The sequence below is a fragment of the Streptomyces sp. NBC_00287 genome (assembly GCF_036173105.1).
Taxonomy (GTDB): Bacteria; Actinomycetota; Actinomycetes; order Streptomycetales; family Streptomycetaceae; genus Streptomyces.
This window is the reverse complement of record NZ_CP108053.1, coordinates 6,917,062-6,936,439: the sequence shown is the minus strand read 5'-3', so window position 1 is coordinate 6,936,439 and position 19,378 is coordinate 6,917,062. Positions and strand designations below refer to the sequence as shown.

16 protein-coding genes and 1 riboswitch are annotated in these 19,378 nt (G+C 70.6%); of the genes, 8 read left to right on the top strand and 8 right to left on the bottom strand.

The genetic code is table 11. From position 1 onward, the window contains the following. Position 1 precedes the first annotated feature (1 nt). The 4 genes from OHT76_RS31675 to OHT76_RS31660 form a co-directional block, all read right to left on the bottom strand. Positions 2–688, bottom strand: coding sequence for a GntR family transcriptional regulator (locus OHT76_RS31675; RefSeq protein ID WP_328874260.1), 687 nt, complete (start codon positions 686–688; stop codon positions 2–4). A 187-nt stretch (positions 689–875) separates the two neighbouring features. After that, complete coding sequence (locus OHT76_RS31670) at positions 876–1,640, bottom strand: M23 family metallopeptidase (RefSeq protein ID WP_328874259.1); 765 nt, start codon at positions 1,638–1,640, stop codon at positions 876–878. 13 nt (positions 1,641–1,653) lie between these two features. Continuing rightward, positions 1,654–1,816: riboswitch (cyclic di-AMP (ydaO/yuaA leader) on the bottom strand. Positions 1,817–2,030: 214 nt separating this feature from the next. Then, on the bottom strand, positions 2,031–3,419 hold the full coding sequence (locus OHT76_RS31665) for a M16 family metallopeptidase (RefSeq protein ID WP_328874258.1): 1,389 nt from the start codon (positions 3,417–3,419) through the stop codon (positions 2,031–2,033). After that, a complete protein-coding gene (locus OHT76_RS31660) occupies positions 3,416–4,807 on the bottom strand; it encodes a M16 family metallopeptidase (protein ID WP_328874257.1) in 1,392 nt (463 codons plus the stop codon). The genes OHT76_RS31665 and OHT76_RS31660 overlap by 4 nt, the downstream gene beginning before the upstream one ends. A gap of 314 nt (positions 4,808–5,121) precedes the next feature. Here OHT76_RS31660 and OHT76_RS31655 point away from each other — a divergent pair, with 314 nt between their 5' ends. Next, positions 5,122–7,578: a DNA gyrase/topoisomerase IV subunit A gene (locus OHT76_RS31655; protein WP_328874256.1), complete on the top strand. Its 2,457-nt coding sequence runs from the start codon at positions 5,122–5,124 to the stop codon at positions 7,576–7,578. A gap of 16 nt (positions 7,579–7,594) precedes the next feature. Here OHT76_RS31655 and OHT76_RS31650 read toward each other — a convergent pair whose 3' ends face one another. Continuing rightward, positions 7,595–8,635 carry a CobW family GTP-binding protein gene (locus OHT76_RS31650; RefSeq protein WP_328874255.1) on the bottom strand — a complete coding sequence of 347 codons (1,041 nt, stop codon included), beginning with the start codon at positions 8,633–8,635 and terminating at the stop codon, positions 7,595–7,597. 383 nt (positions 8,636–9,018) lie between these two features. Between OHT76_RS31650 and OHT76_RS31645 the strand changes: the two genes are divergently transcribed. The 3 genes from OHT76_RS31645 (at position 9,019) to OHT76_RS31635 (ending at position 11,055) form a co-directional block, all read left to right on the top strand. Further along, positions 9,019–9,459 (top strand): DUF6082 family protein, encoded by a 441-nt coding sequence (locus tag OHT76_RS31645; protein WP_328874254.1) that lies wholly within the window; start codon positions 9,019–9,021, stop codon positions 9,457–9,459. Between the two features lie 203 nt (positions 9,460–9,662). Then, the gene (locus OHT76_RS31640) at positions 9,663–9,899 is read left to right on the top strand and encodes a hypothetical protein (protein ID WP_269662080.1); all 237 of its coding nucleotides are present in this window, start codon (positions 9,663–9,665) and stop codon (positions 9,897–9,899) included. A gap of 463 nt (positions 9,900–10,362) precedes the next feature. After that, a complete protein-coding gene (locus OHT76_RS31635; RefSeq protein WP_328874253.1) occupies positions 10,363–11,055 on the top strand; it encodes a DUF6082 family protein in 693 nt (230 codons plus the stop codon). A 42-nt stretch (positions 11,056–11,097) separates the two neighbouring features. Here OHT76_RS31635 and OHT76_RS31630 read toward each other — a convergent pair whose 3' ends face one another. Next, complete coding sequence (locus tag OHT76_RS31630) at positions 11,098–12,270, bottom strand: citrate synthase/methylcitrate synthase (RefSeq protein WP_328874252.1); 1,173 nt, start codon at positions 12,268–12,270, stop codon at positions 11,098–11,100. A 110-nt stretch (positions 12,271–12,380) separates the two neighbouring features. Here OHT76_RS31630 and OHT76_RS31625 point away from each other — a divergent pair, with 110 nt between their 5' ends. The 4 genes from OHT76_RS31625 to OHT76_RS31610 all read left to right on the top strand — a co-directional run bounded on the left by OHT76_RS31625 (position 12,381) and on the right by OHT76_RS31610 (position 17,137). Next, complete coding sequence (locus tag OHT76_RS31625) at positions 12,381–13,637, top strand: citrate synthase (RefSeq protein WP_328874251.1); 1,257 nt, start codon at positions 12,381–12,383, stop codon at positions 13,635–13,637. Between the two features lie 54 nt (positions 13,638–13,691). Further along, entirely contained in the window at positions 13,692–14,636 is a 945-nt protein-coding gene (locus tag OHT76_RS31620) for a sucrase ferredoxin (RefSeq protein WP_328874250.1), read from the top strand. Positions 14,637–14,786: 150 nt separating this feature from the next. After that, entirely contained in the window at positions 14,787–16,460 is a 1,674-nt protein-coding gene (locus OHT76_RS31615) for a sensor histidine kinase (protein WP_328874249.1), read from the top strand. Further along, the gene (locus OHT76_RS31610) at positions 16,457–17,137 is read left to right on the top strand and encodes a response regulator (RefSeq protein ID WP_328874248.1); all 681 of its coding nucleotides are present in this window, start codon (positions 16,457–16,459) and stop codon (positions 17,135–17,137) included. The genes OHT76_RS31615 and OHT76_RS31610 overlap by 4 nt, the downstream gene beginning before the upstream one ends. A 94-nt stretch (positions 17,138–17,231) precedes the next feature. Here OHT76_RS31610 and OHT76_RS31605 read toward each other — a convergent pair whose 3' ends face one another. Next, complete coding sequence (locus OHT76_RS31605; RefSeq protein WP_328874247.1) at positions 17,232–18,824, bottom strand: solute symporter family protein; 1,593 nt, start codon at positions 18,822–18,824, stop codon at positions 17,232–17,234. Further along, positions 18,821–19,342: a DUF485 domain-containing protein gene (locus OHT76_RS31600; RefSeq protein WP_328874246.1), complete on the bottom strand. Its 522-nt coding sequence runs from the start codon at positions 19,340–19,342 to the stop codon at positions 18,821–18,823. The genes OHT76_RS31605 and OHT76_RS31600 overlap by 4 nt, the downstream gene beginning before the upstream one ends. Between the last annotated feature and the right edge of the window lie 36 nt (positions 19,343–19,378).

The window sequence follows — 19,378 nt, the reverse complement described above, 5'->3', positions numbered from 1 at the left end:
GTTAATGCCGCAGGCCCGACATGTTTACGGGATGTTGCGAATTCCTCACACGCTCCCCGCCGGAGGGGAACCGCAGCCGGTGCGTACCGCTGGAGCGCTCGGTGTGCACGGCGGTGATCGCCCGCGCGCGCTCGCTGTCCCCGCGCGCCACCGCGTCCACGATCGCCCCGTGCTCGACCCAGGCCTCCGCGGGGCTGGCCGACGCCTCCACCGCGTACATCCAGGCGATCTTGTGCCGCAGCTGGGTCAGCATCGAGGTCAGGGCGGGGCTGCCGGAGGCCTGGGCCAGCGTCTCGTGGAACCAGCCGCCCAGGGAGCGCAGATCCTCGCTGTTGCCCCTTCTGGCCCGCTCCTGACCGAGCCTCACCAGACCGCGCAGCACCTTCAGATGCGCCTCGGTGCGCCGCTGGGCGGCCCGGGCGGCGCCGAGCGGCTCCAGCAGCGAGCGCATCTCCAGCAGGTCACCGGCTTCCTGCTCGGTCGGTTCCGCGACGCACGCGCCCGCGTGCCGCCGGGTCACCACGAAGCCCTCCGCCTCCAGCGTGCGCAGGGCCTCCCGGACGGGGACGCGCGAGACGCCGTAGCGGCGCGCGAGCAGTTCCTCGGTGAGTCGGCTGCCGCGCTCGTAGACACCGGCGACGATGTCGTCCCGGATCGCCGTGCATACCGAGTGCGCCGGAATACGCATGACCGACCTCCGCTTTAATCCCCGTGAAACGTCGACGACGGACGTGTGTTCAGTGACTCTATTGCAGTGAGCCGGAATTTCCGATGGCGGGCCGGAATCCATGGATATTTTTTGGACAACGGGGCCCCGTAAACACCGAAAAACCCCGGCTCGGGGAGCCGGGGTCTCGGAAGCGTGGCGGGTGTCGTCAGACGTTCACGCCGTGCGAGCGGAGGTAGGCGGCGGGGTCGATGTCCGAGCCGTACTCCGCGGTCGTACGGGCCTCGAAGTGCAGATGCGCCCCGGTGACGTTGCCGGTGGCGCCGGAGAGGCCTATCTGCTGGCCCGGGGTGACGCTCTGGCCCACCGAGACGGCGATGGACGACAGGTGGCCGTACTGGGTGTACGTGCCGTCGTGCATCTTGATGACGATCTGGTTGCCGTACGCCCCGCCCCAGCCGGCCTCGACGACGGTGCCCATGCCGACCGAGCGGACGGAGGTGCCGCTGGAGGCGTGGAAGTCGATGCCGGTGTGGCTGCCGGAGGACCAGACGGCGCCGCCGGCCTGGTAGCTCGTCGACACGTAGGAGCCGGAGATCGGGGAGACGAAGGTGTTCAGGCGCTTGCGCTCGGCCTCGCGGGCGGCGCGCTCCTTGGCCTCGCGCGCCTTCTTGGCCGCCTCGGCGGCCTCCTTGCGCGCGGCCTCCTCGGCCTTCTTCTTCGCCGCCGCCTCGTCGGCCGCCTGCTGCTGGGCTACAGCCTGGGCGTCGATCTGTTCGGCGACCGAGTCGCCGATGGTGATGACGGGGGTGAGACCGGTCTGCTCGGCGGCGGCCTCGGCGGCGAGCGCGGGGCTCGCGAGGGTGCCGACGACGCCGGTGGTGGTGAGGGCCGCGACGCCCGCCGCGCGGGCGGTGGTGCGCTGCATCCTGCTGGGACGACGGTGCTTCCCGGTGGCGCGCGTGAACGCCATGAAGTGGCTGGTCCTTTCCTTCCTTCTCGCCTACCGGGTTAGCTGACGGGTTCGGAGCAGGAAGGTCTCCTACGGCCGCCCTCGCTCACACGCGGGCGTCCGATTCACCCCAGGGACTTGGGTGGGTCCCCGGCTCCCCTGGCTCGCGCCGTACGGGGACTCGGCGATGACTGTCCGGTGCCGCGGATGCGGCGCACTGCCTGACGGACAGCCCGGACGACGCTAAACGGGACAACTTTCAATCCCCAAACGGATCGCGGCTTTTGTAGCGCATGCCACAGGTCAGACAGGCAACCTCTCCCTCAATTCGGACATAAAGGGGCCCTGGTGACGCTTCCATCACCAGGGCCCCACACGCGCGTGGCCGCGCGTTCACATCCGAGGGTGTGTCTACTCGGCTGTCACGACGGTGACTTCACCGATTCCGAGGGCCTCGACGGCCTCCTTGATCTGCGCCGCGTCACCGACCAGAACGGTCACCAGACGGTCCATCGGGAAGGCGCTCACGACGGCCGCGGTGGCCTCCACGGTGCCGGTCGCGGCGAGCCGGCGGTACAGCGTGGCCTGGTAGTCGTCGGGCAGGTGCTGCTCGACCTGGTCGGCCAGGGTGCTCGCCACTGCGGCGGCCGTCTCGTACTTCAGCGGCGCCACCCCGACGAGGTTCTGTACGGCGACGTCCCGCTCGGCGTCGGTGAGCCCGCCCTCGGCGAGGGTGCGCAGCACCTTCCACAGGTCCTCGAGGGCGGGACCGGTGTTGGGGGTGTCGACGGAGCCGCTGATGGCGAGCATCGCGGCGCCGGTGCCGTCGGGGGCGGAGCGCAGGACCTGCCCGAAGGAGCGCACGCCGTAGGTGTAGCCCTTCTCCTCGCGCAGGACGCGGTCCAGGCGGGAGGTGAGGGTGCCGCCGAGGCAGTACGTGCCGAGGACCTGCGCGGGCCACACACGGTCGTGCCGGTCGGGGCCGACGCGGCCGATCAGCAGCTGCGTCTGGACGGCTCCGGGGCGGTCCACGATGACGACGCGGCCGGTGTCGTCGGCGGTGACCGGGGGCACGGGCCGCGGCTCGGCCGAGGAGCCGGTCCAGGAGCCGAGGGTGTCGGCGAGGAGGGCGTCGAGGTCGGTGCCGGTGAGGTCGCCGACGACCACGGCGGTGGCCGTGGCGGGGCGGACGTGCCGCTCGTAGAAGGCGCGTACGGCCCCGGAGTCGATGGCCGCGACCGTCTCCTCGGTGCCCTGGCGCGGGCGCGACATGCGCGCGGCCGCCGGGAACAGCTGCTTGTAGATCTCCTTGGCGGCGCGCCGGGAGGGGTTTGCCAGCTCGTGCGGGATCTCGTCGAGACGGTTGCGCACCAGCCGTTCGACCTCGCTGTCGGCGAACGCGGGCGCCCTGAGGGCATCGGCGAGCAGACCGAGCGCCTTGGCCAGGCGGGAGACCGGAACTTCGAGGGAGAGCCGTACACCGGGGTGGTCGGCGTGCGAGTCGAGGGTGGCGCCGCAGCGCTCCAGCTCGGCGGCGAACTCCTCGGCGGTGTGCTTGTCGGTGCCCTCCGAGAAGGCCCGCGCCATGATCGTGGCGGCGCCGTCCAGACCGGCCGGCTCGGCCTCCAGCGGCGCGTCCAGGAGCACCTCGACGGCCACGACCTGCTGGCCGGGGCGGTGGCAGCGCAGGACCGTCAGACCGTTGTCGAGGGCCCCGCGCGTGGGCGCCGGAAAGGCCCAGACCTTCGGCTCGCCCGCCTGAGGCTGGGGGTGGAACTCCATCGTGGCGAGCTCGGTCACTTCACCGTCTCCTCGTTCTCGTCGGTCGCTTCCACGGTGGCCGCGGACTCCAGGTCTTCGGTGGGCTCCTCGACGGTCTCCGGGGGGACGGTCGGCTCGTAGACCAGCACCGCGCGGTTGTCGGGGCGCAGGCGGGCCTTGGCGACCTCCTGGACCTCCTCGGCCGTCACCTCCAGCACGCGCTTGACGGCGGTGAGGGCGAGCTGCGGGTCGCCGAACAGGACGGCGTAGCGGCACAGTTCGTCGGCGCGGCCCGCGACGGTGCCGAGCCGGTCCAGCCACTCGCGCTCCAACTGGGCCTGGGCGCGCTCCATTTCCTCGGCCGTCGGGCCGTGCTCGGCGAACCGGGCGAGCTCCTCGTCGATGGCGGCCTCGATCACCGGGACCTCGACATCACCGGAGGTCTTCACGTCCAGCCAGCCCAGGGAGGGCGCTCCGGACAGCCGCAGCAGGCCGAACCCGGCGGCGACGGCCGTACGGTCGCGCCGTACGAGACGGTTGTAGAGGCGGGAGGACTCGCCGCCGCCGAGGACGGTCAGGGCCAGGTCGGCCGCGTCGCACGCGCGTGTGCCGTCGTGCGGGAGGCGGTAGGCGGCCATCAACGCCCGCGCGGGGACCTCCTCCTCCACGACCTCGCGCAGCTGCTCGCCGATGATCTCCGGCAGCGAGCCGTCGCGCGGGGTGGGCTTGCCGTCGTGGGAGGCGATGGAGCCGAAGTACTTCTCGACCCAGGCGAGCGTCTGCTGCGGGTCGATGTCGCCGACGATCGACAGCACCGCGTTGCCCGGCGCGTAGTACGTGCGGAAGAACGCGCGCGCGTCCTCCAGGGTCGCCGCGTCCAGGTCGGCCATCGAGCCGATCGGCGTGTGGTGGTAGGGGTGGCCCTCGGGGTAGGCGAGAGCGGTCAGCTTCTCGAAGGCCGTGCCGTAGGGGACGTTGTCGTAGCGCTGGCGGCGCTCGTTCTTCACGACGTCCCGCTGGTTCTCCATCGACTCGTCGTCCAGGGCGGCGAGCAGCGAGCCCATGCGGTCGGCCTCCAGCCAGAGGGCGAGCTCCAGCTGGTGGGCGGGCATGGTCTCGAAGTAATTGGTGCGCTCGAAGCTGGTGGTGCCGTTGAGCGAGCCACCGGCGCCCTGCACCAGCTCGAAGTGGCCGTTGCCCTTGACCTGGGCGGAGCCCTGGAACATCAAGTGCTCGAAAAGGTGAGCCAGACCGGTACGCCCCTTGACCTCGTGGCGCGAGCCGACGTCGTACCAGAGGCACACCGCAGCGACCGGGGTCAGGTGGTCCTCGGAGAGCACCACGCGCAGGCCGTTGGCCAGGCGGTGCTCGGTCGCTGTCAGGCCGCCGGAGCCTGCCTGGGCTGTGGCCGTGTGACCCATGGGCATGTACGTCCCTTCGATCGCGTCCGCGGTCGAAGAAACCGCGGTTTTCCTGCCGGTCCTGCCACTGTATGCAAGCGTGCAGGGCCTCGGCGAAGTTCCCGGGCTGCGTACGCCGACAGCGGATGCCGACAGCGGATCGCGTAGCCTGCGGGCAGCCGTGAGCGGAGGTCCGCCTCCGCGCCGGGCCGGACGGCCGACGCCGGGTCCTGGTCCGGGTTGTCAGTGCCGCGGTCCACAATGGTCCGCGTCAGATCCAGTTCACGCGTCAGCATGAGCGCCCCGTAGGTGAGCGCACAGAAAAAGGAGCCTTGGCAGCGATGGCCCGCCGCAGCACGAAGACCCCGCCGCCCGACGACTCGTACGAGGAGAAGATCCTCGACATCGACGTCGTCGACGAGATGCAGGGCTCCTTCCTCGAGTACGCGTACTCGGTCATCTACTCCCGCGCCCTGCCGGACGCCCGTGACGGCCTCAAGCCGGTGCACCGCCGCATCGTCTACCAGATGAACGAGATGGGCCTGCGCCCCGACCGCGGCTATGTGAAGTGCGCGCGCGTGGTCGGCGAGGTCATGGGTAAGTTGCACCCGCACGGCGACGCGTCGATCTACGACGCGCTGGTGCGCATGGCGCAGCCCTTCTCGATGCGCGTCCCCCTGGTCGACGGCCACGGCAACTTCGGCTCGCTCGGCAATGACGACCCGCCGGCCGCGATGCGGTACACCGAGTGCCGTCAGGCCGCCGCGACGAGCCTGATGACGGAGTCGATCGACGAGGACACGGTCGACTTCGCGCCCAACTACGACGGCCAGGAGCAGGAGCCGGTGGCGCTGCCCGCCGCGTTCCCGAACCTCCTGGTCAACGGCTCGTCAGGCATCGCGGTCGGCATGGCCACCAACATGCCGCCGCACAACCTCGCCGAGGTCATCGCGGCCGCCCGCCATCTGATCCGCCACCCGAACGCGGATCTGGACGCCCTGATGCGGCTCGTCCCGGGCCCCGACCTGCCCACCGGCGGCCGGATCGTGGGCCTGACCGGTATCCGGGACGCGTACGAGACGGGCCGCGGCACGTTCAAGATCCGCGCGACGGTGTCCGTGGAGAGCGTGACGGCGCGCCGCAAGGGCCTGGTCGTCACCGAGCTGCCCTTCACGGTCGGCCCCGAGAAGGTCATCGCCAAGATCAAGGACCTGGTCGGCTCGAAGAAGCTCCAGGGCATCGCCGACGTCAAGGACCTCACCGACCGCGCGCACGGCCTGCGCCTGGTCATCGAGATCAAGAACGGCTTCGTGCCGGAGGCGGTCCTGGAGCAGCTCTACAAGCTGACGCCGATGGAGGAGTCCTTCGGCATCAACAACGTCGCCCTGGTCGACGGCCAGCCCCTCACCCTCGGCCTCAAGGAGCTCCTGGAGGTCTACCTCGACCACCGCTTCGAGGTCATCCGGCGCCGCAGCGAGTTCCGCCGCACCAAGCGGCGCGACCGGCTGCACCTGGTGGAGGGTCTGCTCACCGCCCTCGTCGACATCGACGAGGTCATCCGGCTGATCCGCTCCAGCGAGAACAGCGCGCAGGCCAAGGAGCGCCTGATGGAGCGCTTCTCGCTGTCGGAGATCCAGACGCAGTACATCCTGGACACCCCGCTGCGCCGGCTCACCAAGTACGACCGCATCGAGCTGGAGGCGGAGAAGGACCGGCTGAACGAGGAGATCGCGGAGCTGACCCGGATCCTGGAGTCGGACGCGGAGCTGCGCAAGCTGGTCTCCAACGAACTGGCCGCGGTGGCCAAGAAGTTCGGCACCGAGCGGCGTACGGTCCTGCTGGAGTCGGCGGGCGCCACGGCGGCGACGGTTCCGCTCCAGGTGGCCGACGACCCGTGCCGGGTCCTGCTGTCCTCGACGGGCCTGCTGGCCCGTACGGCGAACGGCGACCCGTTCGCGGAGGACGGCGACGCGAAGCGTTCCAAGCACGATGTGATCGTCTCGGCGGTGCCGGCCACCGCCCGTGGCGAGGTCGGCGCGGTGACCTCCACGGGCCGTCTGCTGCGGATCAACGTCGTCGACCTGCCTACGCTGCCGGAGACGGCGGCACGGCCGAACCTCTCGGGCGGCGCCCCGCTGACGGAGTTCGTCTCCCTGGAGGGCGACGAGACGGTGGTCTGCCTGACCACGCTGGACGAGTCCTCCCCCGGTCTGGCGCTCGGCACCGAGCAGGGTGTCGTCAAGCGCGTGGTGCCCGACTACCCGTCCAACAAGGAGGAGTTGGAGGTCATCACCCTCAAGGAGGGCGACCGGATCGTCGGCGCGGTGGAGCTGCGCACCGGCGAGGAGGACCTCGTCTTCATCACGGACGACGCCCAGTTGCTGCGCTACCAGGCCTCGCAGGTGCGTCCGCAGGGCCGCCCGGCGGGCGGTATGGCTGGCGTCAAGCTGACGGAGGGCGCGAAGGTCATCTCCTTCACGGCGGTGGATCCGGCGGTCGACGCGGTGGTGTTCACGGTCGCGGGCTCGCGCGGCACCCTGGACGACTCGGTCCAGACGACGGCCAAGCTGACCCCGTTCGACCAGTACCCGCGCAAGGGCCGCGCCACCGGCGGTGTCCGCTGCCAGCGGTTCCTCAAGGGCGAGGACTGTCTCTCCCTGGCCTGGGCGGGCCCCGCTCCGGCCCGGGCGGCGCAGAAGAACGGCACCCCGGCCGAACTCCCGGAGATGGACCCGCGCCGCGACGGCTCGGGTGTGTCCCTGGCGAAGACGGTGTCGGTGGTGGCGGGCCCGGTCTAGTGGTGGCGGGCCCGGTCTAAGCGGGCTCGTCCGCGGCGCCTTGTACGTAGCGAAGGACGCCCCACATGCCAGGTTCGTCGGCATGGGGGGCATCGCTCTCGCACGCCTGGAGTTCCTTGGCGAGGGCGGTCGCGTCGATGCCGGAGCCGATGAGGACGAGCTGGGTGAGCCGCTCGCCGTTCGCCGCCCAGGGCTCCGGGTAGAACCGGAGGAACCGCCCGACGGCATGCACGGAGTACCGGTTCAGGGCGTCGTGCGGGCCGAAGTCGACGTACCCCTTGATCCGGTAGAGCCCCTCGGGACGGCTGTCGAGAAAGCTCATGAGCGAGCGCGGATCGAGGGGGCGCTCGGCGACGAACGACACGCTGTCGTACCCGGTGTGCAGATGCCCGTCATGGTCATCGTGCTCATGCAGGTCGTCGAAGGACAGCTGCCCGACGCGTTCTTCGCTGGGCCGGCAGTCGAAGAGGAACTCGGGGTCGATACGGCCGTAGGTGGCGGGAACGACGGAGGCGCGACCGGCGAGCTCACGGACGAGCGTGAGGAGCCGCTCCGGATCCGCGGCCCGGTCGAGCTTGTTGACGACGACAAGGTCGGCGAGGGCGAGATGCCGGTCGATCTCGGGGTGCTTGGCACGGGTGTCGTCGAACTCGGCGGCGTCGACGACCTCGACGAGACCGCCGTAGACGATCCCCGGATGCTCGCTGGCGAGCACCATGCGGACCAGTTCCTGCGGCTCGGCGAGGCCGCTGGCCTCGATCACGATGACGTCGATGCCGGCGGAGGGGGCGGCGAGGCGTTCCAGGTAGAGGTCGAGTTCACTGGCGTCGACGGCGCAGCACAGGCAGCCGTTGCCGAGGGAGACGGTCGAGTCGCCGAGCGCGCCGGCCACGGCCATGGCGTCGATCTCGATGGCCCCGAAGTCATTGACGATCGCTCCGATACGGCTGCCTCCGCTGCGGTGGAGGAGATGGTTGAGGAGCGTGGTCTTGCCGGAGCCGAGGAAGCCGGCGAGGACGACGACCGGAATCTGCTGCGACGTGCTGCTCGGGACCAACGAGCGACCTCTCTCTCACCGACGCGTGCACCGGCTCGCAATCCGGCGCCCGTACGAAGAATGAATGCCGCCCCAGGATACGAGCCGAAAGAAACCGCGCGAAGTGAACGATTGTTAGCAGCACTTGCGGGGCAGACGTTGGGCATGGCGCCGGACTGTGCGACCCTCGCTTCCCTCCGTGCGCCTCCTCTCCGCCTCCCTGCCGATCAGAGCCGCTCGGCACCCTGGGAGACGGCAAGCGCCGCCCACCGCTCGCCGGTCCCCTACAGTCGACCCGCACCCCGACGACCGGCGGACGGCCGCCTGAATCGGGGGTTGACATGGCCACACAGAGTTTTGGCATACGGAGGATCGGTTCTGCCGTGCGGGCAGGGGTTGCGGCCATGAGCCACTCCCTGGCCGCCGCGGGCACGCGCCACCACAAGAAAGCAGCGCTCCGTGAACAGCATCGGCTCCATCTGACCCTGCTCTGCAAGGCCATGGACGATCCTGCCCTCACCGCGGTTCTCGACACCTACGAGACCGAGATCCCCCTGGACAAGCAGCGCCAGTTCCTGTTCGCCAACGCCCTCTACATCAACGCCCTGCACTTCCACCGGATCGGCGCCCTCAGCCGGGCCGAGCTCCACGGGCATCTGCGGGTCATTTGCCAGAACGCGCTGTTCCGCGAGTACTGGGAGGCGACGCGCCACCACCGGAAAAGCCTTCCCAGCGCATCGGAGGAGTTCGCCCTCGGGCGCATGATGGACGAGCTGATCCAGGATCTCGCCGAGTCCGACACCGAAGAGTGGTGGGTGGTCGGGACACCTCCGGAGGCGCCCTGACAGCGCGTTCTTCACTTCACTCACTCGCCTGCGCACATCTGCAGCCACTCGCGCGCCGAAACTCGCTATCTTGTCGCTGCCCTCTCCGGGCACTCCGACGGACACCAGCGCGTTCGGAGACTTCGCCCTGTCGGCACACCCCAGACAGTCAGGCCAGGCTCGGAGGGCAACCATCACTCAGAGCCATAAGGCGGTATCCCCCTGTGAAGATCGTGCGCCGACTCGGTGCGACCCCTCGCGAGCGCGGAAGCGCGTCCGGCCAGACCTGCCCGGACATCTTCGAGTTGGAGGACGGTGACTTCGCCGTCATCGGAACGGACGTCACCGAGGAACTCGACGGGAAGCTACCGCCGGACGCAGGACGCGCCGAGTACGAGCGGATCGTGGTGATCACTCGCGAGACGCTCCTCCGCGCGAAGCGGGACATCCCCGATTCCTGAGCCCACGCCACGCGCCCACGCCGATCGACCCGGCCCCCCACCCGTAACGCCTCCCATAGGACGTCGACATGAAAGAACCCGTCCCTCTCCGCATAGTCCGTCGCATCGACTCGCCTGCTGCAGGCCTGCGATGCGCCACGGGGCGGACATGTCCCGCTGCCTTGGAGCTGTCCGACGGCCGCATCGCCATCATCGGAAGGCATGAGAATGCGATGAGCCGGCAACGACGGTTGGCCTCGGGCAAGACGTTGGTCGTCGTACCGGGGTACACACTCCTCAGCGCCCTGTCGGGCCTTGAGGCCGCCTGAGGCCTCCAGGGCCCGACGGATCCGGCACCGCAGCGGTTTCCGGGCCTGCCGTGATCGTGCGGCAGGCCCTCTCTGCGCTCAGCCCGTTCCTGCTCGGCGTTTTCCCTTCGCGGGCCGCGGGCAGGATGTCCGGGCCGATCCGGGGGGAGGCGTGCGTGGCAGGAGTTCCCGCATGGCGATCAGCGGTCAGGGTCTGTGCCTGGCTGGCCACGGCCGGAGCGGGAGTGGCCCTGGTGGGCGCCGCATCCGTCGTCGTCAGTGGTTGGCTCATCGACGGGGTGGAACGGGCCAACGGGGACCGGCAGACGGCCACCGAACGCAGCATGCTGGGCGACTACTTCGGCGCAGTCAGCGCCGTCTTCTCCGGCCTCGCCCTGCTTCTGCTGGTCACCACGCTCCTCTTCCAGCAGCGTGAGCTGCAACTTCAGCGCAGGGAACTCGCCCTCCAACGTGAGGAGTTGGCCGCCTCGCGGGCGGAACTCCGCCGGAGTGCGGCAGCCGACCTGCGCGGTCTCCATGTGCAGCTCACCCAGATGCAGATGGAGGACCCCGCCCTCGCCGAGGTGTGGAACGACTTCCCGGGTCAGCCCCATGCGGTCATCAGGCAGCACCTCTTCGCCAATCTGACCTACAGCCACCTCCTGCTCGCCTTCCAGTGGGGCGACCGGTCGGAGGAAGATCTCCTCCACGAGGCCCGGGACATAGTGAGAAGCCCGGCCTTCCGCAGCTACTGGGCCGCGTCACGTTCCCTCAAGGCATCCCTGCCTGCCGACTCGGACGAGGGGCGCATGTTCCGGCTGTTCGAGCGCGCCATCGCCGAGACCGGCGGGGGCGATCCGCCCGCATGACGAAGCACTACCAGTCCTGTACTGCGGACCGAGGCAGGCCCGTCACGCCGTCGGCACCGCCACCGGTGCCCCCGGCCCCACATACCGAGCCGCCGGACGGATGATCTTGCGGTCCTCCGCCTGCTCCAGGATGTTGGCGCTCCAGCCGACGACTCGGGCCGCCGCGAAGGTGGGGGTGAACATCTCGCGGGGCAGACCGCAGAGTTCCATGACCACGCCTGCGTAGAACTCGACGTTGGTGTGGAGTTCGCGGCCGGGCTTCAGCTCGGCGAGGATCGTCTCCACTTGGCGCTCCACCTGTACGGCGAAGTCGACGCGTGGGCCGCCGAAGCGCTGCGCGATGTCGCGGAGCATGCGGGAGCGGGGGTCCTCCGTGCGGTAGACGGCGTGACCGAAGCCCATGATGCGGTCGCCGGCGAGGACGCGTTCGCGGATCCAGGGGTCGATGCGGTCGGGGGTGCCGATCGCGTCCAGGGTGTCCAGCGCCCGGCTGGGGGCGCCGCCGTGCAGGGGGCCGGAGAGCGCGCCGACCGCTCCCACGAGACAGGCCGCGACATCCGCTCCGGTGGAGGCGATCACTCGTGCCGTGAAGGTTGATGCATTGAATCCATGGTCAATGGTTGAGATCAAGTATTGCTCGATCGCCCTGGTCTCTATCGGGTCGGGTTCTGAGCCCGTCAACATGTACAAGTAGTTCGCCGCGTACGACAGGTCCTCGCGTGGCTCTACTGGGTCAAGACCCTCGCCCAGCCGGTACAGCGCCGTGAGAAGCGTCGGTACGGCGGCCGCCGCGGCGAGCGTGTCCCGGCGGCGCTCGTCCCCGGCGATGTCGTACAGCGGCCGGAAGCCCTTCACCGCACCGAGCAGCGACAGCGCGGTGCGCATGCCGGCCAGTGGTCCGGATCCGCCGGCACCGGTGCTCGCTGTGGCGATGGCGGGCAGGACGGCGCGCACCTCGTCGGGCAGGCGCCGTAGCGCCGCGGTCTGGGCGGCGAAGGCCGCGGCCCGTTCGGCGTCCGGCAGTTCACCGTGGACCAGCAGATGCCACACGTCCTCGAAGCCGCGGGTCTGCGCGAGTTCGACGGCGGAGTACTGGCGGTAGTGGTAGAAGCCCTCAAGGCCCCGGACGTCGCCGATGGCGGTGTCGGTGACGACGACGCCGGCGAGCCCGCGCGGCGCCTCGACAAGAGCAGTGGCCGACCTGTTGACGGACATGATTTCCTCCCTGGACTTGATTCGACTGTCCATGCTTGACTCAATGCCTGTCAATATTGATTAAATCAATGCAAGCGTCAATGTGTTGTCCAGCGGATACGGTGACCCCCATGCGCGATCAAGAGCCCGACCCCGGTCACACGACCCAGCGGCTGACCACCAAAGAGGCCGCCGAGTTGCTCGGCGTGAAGCCCGAGACCGTGTACGCGTACGTCAGCCGCGGTCAGCTCAGCAGTCAACGTGTGCCCAGCGGCCGGGGCAGCACCTTCGACGCGAAGGAGGTCGAGGCGCTGGCCCGGCGCAACCGGCGGGAGAGCAGCGGGACTTCGGGCTCCGGAGGTGAGCTGTCCGTGCGTACCCGGATCACGTTCATCGACACGGACCGGTACTACTTCCGGGGCGTCGACGCGACCGAACTCGCCGTCCGCCACTCCTACGAAGAAGTCGCCGAGTGGCTGTGGACGGGGCAGTTGCGCCCCGGCATCGCCTTCACGGCGCCCGAAGCCACGGTCGCCGCCGCCCGCCGCGCCGTCGACGCCCTGCCCCAGCACACCGGCCCCACCGACCGGTTGAGGGTCGCCGCGGTCGCCGCCTCGATCGCGGACCCGCTGCGCTTCGACCTGTCCGAGAACGCCGTTCTGGGCACCGCGCGCAGCTTCATCCCCACGCTCGTCGCCGCCCTGCCGCCGGTCCGGCGCGACCATCGTGACGCGGGCCCGCTGGCCCACCGGCTGTGGGCCCGGCTCAGTGGCCGTGAGGCGGACGAGGCGTCGCTGCGCACCCTGGACACGGCACTGGCCCTGCTGGTCGACCACGACCTCGCCGCGTCGACGCTCGCCGTACGCGTCGCCGCGTCCGCCCGCGCCCACGCCTACGCGGCCGTCTCCGCGGGCCTGGGCGTCCTGGAGGGCCCCCTGCACGGCGCGGCCAGCGGCCTCGCCCACCGAATGCTGCTGGACGTCCTCGACCGCGGCGACGCGGCCCCGGTGATCGCCGAGGAACTGCGGGCCGGCCGCCGCATCCCGGGCCTCGGTCACCGGCTCTACCCCGGCGAAGACCCACGCGCGCGTGTGCTCTTCGGTCTGCTTGAGGAGATCCCGCAGGCCGAGTCCCCCCTCGCGGCGGCCCGCGACATCGTCGCCACGACCGCCCGCCACACCCCGCTGCACGCCAATGTCGACCTGGCGCTGGCCGTACTCACCGTCGCCGGCGGCATGCCCGCCACCGCCGGCGAGACGATCTTCGCCGTCGCCCGTACGGCGGGCTGGATCGCCCACGCCCTGGAGGAGTACGGCGAGCGCCCGCTGCGGATGCGCCCCAGCGGTAACTACGTGGGCCCGAGGCCGCCGCAACCCCTGCCGGAGTAGGACACGAGCGGTTCGGGAAGCCACACCGGATCAACTCAGGTTAGGCTCACCTTCGTGAGTACCTGCTCAAGTGTCTCCCGGGACCTCGATGAGCCCATCGCGGGCACCGCGGCCACCGCGAGGACCTGGCTGCTGCTGGAGCAGCCGGGGCCGTGGGGTGCCAAGGCGCTCACCTCGAGCCATCTGGACCCCGCACTGGGCCGCGCCCTGGAGGCGGCCACCAAGGGCACCGGCGTGCGCATCGCGCTCATCCGCCGCCCCGGACGCCACGCCGACGGTGGAACGCCCACCGCACGCCAGGTGTACGCCGCCCACACCACACCCGGGAACGTCTGGCTGCACGGCGCCACGATCCGTGACCCCCGCCTGCTGCTCGACCTCGACTTCGCCGCGCTCGGCGACGGCGACCCGCGCACCTTCGACTCGGCGCTCCAGGCGAGCCCGCACACGGGCGACCCGCTGGCGCTCGTGTGCACCAACGGCAAACGGGACCGCTGCTGCGCCCTCCTCGGCCGCCCCCTCGCCGCCGAGCTCGACACCTCCGGCGTCGAAGGTGTCTGGGAGGTCACACATCTGGGTGGACATCGCTTCTCTCCGACACTGCTCGTCCTGCCGTACGGCTACGCCTACGGCCGGGCCGAGGCGCACACGGTGAAGGAGATCCTGCACCAGACGCGGGAGGGACGGATCGTCGTCGACGGGTGCCGTGGGAACTCCGCCTGGGAGCGGCCCGGGCAGGCGGCCGAGCTGGCCGTGCGGACGGCCGTGGGTGAGTACGCGGCGGACGCGCTGAGCGTCGTCCGCATGGACGGCACGGCGCCGCGCTGGACCGTGACCGTCGCGCACACCGACGGACGCCACTGGCATGTCGTCGTCGCCCAGGGTGCCGCGCTGCCGCCCCGCGCGGAGAGCTGTGGAACCTCGGTGCTGGGCTCGCCCGCGCGCATGGACGTGGTCGCGGTGCGGGAGCTGACGATGGCGACGGCACTCGCCGGCTGAGTTCAACGGTGGACCGTCCACCATTGATCAAGGGATCGAGCCCGTGATCAAAGGGTCCAGCCTGACGATCAAGATATGCAGGTCATGGATCAAGAGATCCAGCCCACACCCCCTTCGGTGGCCCCGGCGCGTCCACGTACCGTCTTGGGTATGAGCCCCACTCCCCCCGCGCGCCGCCTGCGCCTCGGCCTGCCGCGGCGGATGTTCTCGCAGGTGCTGCTGATGCAGGTGGCCATCGCGGCGGGAGTCGCGGTGCTCGCGACCGGACTGTTCCTCGCGCCGCTCGGCAACCAGCTCGACGACCAGGCGATGCGCCGGGCGCTGGCCATCGCCCAGACCACTGCCGTCGAGCCGCAGATCGCCGAGGACGTCGTGAATACGCCCCCGACGGCCGACGGACCGGTGCAGCGGGAGGCGGAGCGGATCCGGAAGGCCACGCAGGCCGAGTACATCGTGGTGATGGACTGGCGGGGCGTGCGGTGGTCGCACCCCACGCCCGGCGAGGTCGGCAGGACCGTGTCCACCGACCCCGGGCAGGCCCTGGCCGGCCAGGAGGTCATGCAGATCGACAGCGGCACCCTCGGCCGCACGGCCCGCGGCAAGGTGCCGCTGCGCGACAGCGACGGCGACATCGTGGGCGCGGTCTCGGTGGGGATCGCGTACGACAGTGTCCGGGCCCGGCTGATCCACGCGATCCCGGAGCTGCTGGCGTACGCGGGCGGTGCGCTGGCCGTCGGTGCGCTGGCTGCCTGGCTGATCTCCCGGCGGGTTCAGCGGCAGACGCGTGACCTGGCTTTCTCCGATATCTCGGCGCTGCTCGCGGAGCGCGAGGCGATGCTGCACGGCATCCGGGAAGGCGTCGTCGCCCTGGATCGCGCAGGCCGTATCCGCCTGCTCAATGACGAGGCGCACCGGCTGCTCGGCATCGGCGACGAGGCCGTCGGCCGGTCCCTGGACGAGGCGCTCGGGGAGGGCCGTACCACCGATGTGCTGGCGGGCCGGGTGACGGGCACCGATCTGCTCACCGTGCGCGGTCAGCGCGTCCTGATCGCCAACCGCATGCCCACCGACGACGGCGGCGCCGTCGCCACCCTGCGCGACCGCACCGAGCTGGAGCAGTTGGGCCGGGAGCTGGACTCCACGCGCGGCCTGATCGACGCCCTGCGCGCCCAGGACCACGAGCACGCCAATCGCATGCACACGCTCCTCGGGCTGCTGGAGCTGGAGATGTACGACGACGCCATGGAGTTCGTCGGCGAGGTGGTGGGCGACCACAGGGCGACCGCGGAACAGGTCACCGAGAAGATCCAGGACCCGCTGCTCGCGGCGCTGCTGGTCGGCAAGGCGACCGTGGCGGCCGAGCGAGGGGTCGCGCTGCTGGTGTCGGAGCGGACATGGCTCCCGGACCGGTTGATCGATCCCCGGGGCATCGTCACGATCGTCGGCAACCTGGTGGACAACGCCCTGGACGCGGTCGCGGGGACGGCGCACGCACGCGTGGAGGTCGAATTGCGTACCGAAGGGCGCGCGGCCGTCCTCAGGGTGCGCGACACGGGGCCGGGAATCCCGGTCGCACAGCGAGAGTTGATCTTCACCGAGGGCTGGTCCACCAAGGAGGCACCGGCCCATCGGGAACGCGGGATCGGCCTCTCCCTGGTGCGCAGGCTCGCCGAACGGCAGGGCGGCAGCGCCGGCGTCGATCAGGCGCGCGGAGGCGGCGCGGAGTTCACCGTCGTCCTGCCCGAGGCACTCACCGAGCCGGATGTCGAGCCGGCCCTCACCGGGCCCACGGCCCCCCGCACTGCCGAGGAGGAGACGCGATGATCGAGGTCCTGGTCGTGGACGACGACACACGGGTCGCGCAGGTCAACGCCGCCTACGTCGAGAAGGTGCCGGGCTTCCACGTGGCCGGCGAGGCGCACAGCGCGGCCGAGGCGCTGCGGCAGGTCGAGGAGCTGCCACGGGTGGACCTGGTCCTGATGGACCATTACCTGCCCGACGAGACGGGCCTGTCGGTCGTACGGGAGATGCGGCGGCGCGGCCTCCGGACCGACGTGATCATGGTGACGGCGGCCCGGGACGTCTCCACCGTCCAGGAGGCGATGCGGCACGGCGCGCTGCAGTACCTGGTCAAGCCGTTCGCCTTCGCGGGCCTGCGCGCCAAGCTGCAGGCGTACGCGGAGCTGCGCCGCACCCTCGACGGCGGCGGCGAGGCCGAACAGGCCGAGGTGGACCGCATCTTCGGCGCCCTGTCCACGCCCTCGGAGCCGGACCTGCCCAAGGGCCACTCCCCCACGACCGCCGACCTCGTCCGCCGCTCCCTGATCAACGCCGAGGGCCCCCTGTCGGCCCAGGAGATCGCGGAACGCACCGGTGTCAGCCGGCAGACCGCCCAGCGCTATCTGAAGCTCCTGGAGCGCACGGGGCGGGCGCGACTCACCCTCAAGTACGGGGACGCGGGCCGCCCGGAACACCGTTACGTGTGGGCGACCCGCGCCTGAGGGCACGGCCGGTGGTGGGGGCGGGGGAAGCGGCCGTACCCCGCCCATGTCATACGGATCCGGCGTGCCGTTGTCTCCGGGAGCGCGCGAGGCGTTACGCCGCCCCCGCTCCCGTGAGTGAGCGCACCTCGGTCTCCGCGTGCTTGGCCTCGTCCGGCACCTCGGAGGAGGTGACCGTGCCGAGCCAGCCGGCGAGAAAGCCGAGGGGGATGGAGACGAGGCCGGGGTTCTGCAGCGGGAACACCTGGAAGTCGACGCCGGGGAACAAGGATTCGGGGCTGCCGGACACCACCGGCGACAGCAGCACGAGTGTCATGGCCGGGATCAGACCGCCGTACACCGCCCATACGGCGCCGCGGGTGGTGAAGCCGCGCCAGAACAGTGAGTAGAGCAGCACGGGCAGATTGGCGGACGCGGCGACGGCGAAGGCGAGGCCCACCAGGAAAGCGACGTTGAGATCGCGGGCGAGCAGGCCGAGGGCGATGGCGACCACGCCGATGCCGACTGCGGCGACGCGCGCGACGGCGACCTCGCTGCGCGGTTTGGCGTGCCGGCGCCGCAGTGACGCGTACAGGTCGTGGGCCACGGACGCCGAGGAGGCGAGGGTGATCCCGGCGACCACGGCGAGGATGGTGGCGAAGGCGACGGCGGCGACGATCGCGAACAGAACCGTTCCGCCAGTGGAGTCGGCGCCGCCGCCGAGATCGAGCGCCAGCAGCGGTACGGCCGTGTTCCCCGCGGCATTCGACCCTCGTACCGCGTCCGGGCCCACGATCGCGGCCGCGCCGAAGCCGAGGACAATCGTCATCAGGTAGAAGCCGCCGATCAGCCCGATCGACCAGACCACCGAGCGCCGGGCCGCCCGGGCGGTGGGCACGGTGTAGAAGCGGGACAGGATGTGCGGCAGTCCGGCGGTGCCGAGCACCAGGGCGAGTCCGAGGCTGATGAAGTCGAAGCGTGCGGTCCAGTCGGCGCCGTACTTGAGTCCGGGCGCCAGGAACGATTCGCCGTGGCCGCTGCGCTCGGCCGCCGTGAGCAGCAATTGGTCGAAATCGCCGTGGAATCGCACCAGGACGAGCACGGTCAAGGTGATGGTGCCGCCCAGCAGCAGGACCGCCTTGACGATCTGGATCCAGGTGGTGGCCCGCATCCCTCCCAACGACACATAGATCACCATGAGCGCGCCGACGCCGATGACGGTCCAGGTCTGCGCCGCCTCGCCCTGGCCGCCGAGCAGCAGCGCGACCAGGCTGCCCGCACCCACCATCTGCGCCACCAGATACAGAACGGACACGGCGACCGAGGAAGTTCCCGCCGCGATCCGCACGGGCCGTTCGCTCATCCGCGCGGCCACCACGTCGGCGAGGGTGAACCGGCCGCAGTTGCGGACCAGTTCGGCGACCAGGAAGAGCACGACCAGCCAGGCGACGAGGAAGCCAACGGAGTACAGCAGTCCGTCGTAGCCGTAGAGCGCGATGAGTCCGGAGATGCCGAGGAAGGAAGCGGCCGACATGTAGTCGCCGGCGATGGCAAAACCATTCTCCATCGGTGAGAAGAGCCGGCCGCCGGCGTAGAACTCCTCGGCCGAACCGTGCCGGTGGCGGCTCACCCAGGTCGTGATGGCCAGGGTGACGGCGACGAACGCGCTGAACAGCAGGAGTGCCAGGGTCTGGTGATCGCCCGTCACGAGCGGCCGCCCCTCACGCCACGGGTCAGCTCCTGGGTGTCCCAGCGCAGTTCGAGCGCGGCGCGGTCGCGATGCAGGCGCGCATGCCGGGCGTAGGCCCAGGTGAGCAGGAACGTGGTGAGGAACTGCCCGAGCCCGGCGAGCATCGCCACGTTCACGGCGCCGGCCACCGGTTGGGCCATCAGCCCCGGTGCGGAGGTGGCGGTCACGACATAGCCGACGTACCAGGCCAGAAAGCCGATGACGGCCGGTACCACGAACCTCCGGTACCGGCTGCGCACTTCCTGGAAGGCGGCGCTGCGCTGCACCTCCAGGTAGACGTCCGCGGCCGTGGCCCCGTCCGCGCGCTCCGCACGGGCCTGCGGTACGGCGGCGGGGGCGTCGTCCGCCTCGCCCCAGCCGGAGGCCAGGGCGTCGTACCAGGGGTCGTCGTACCGCACGCTGTCGGGCGCCTCGACCGGGTCCGACCTGTCGGAACCACCCTCGCGCGCGCGGGAGTGACCGTTGCTTGAGTGCATGCCCAAGGATGGACAGAACGGGAAGATCCCCGACTC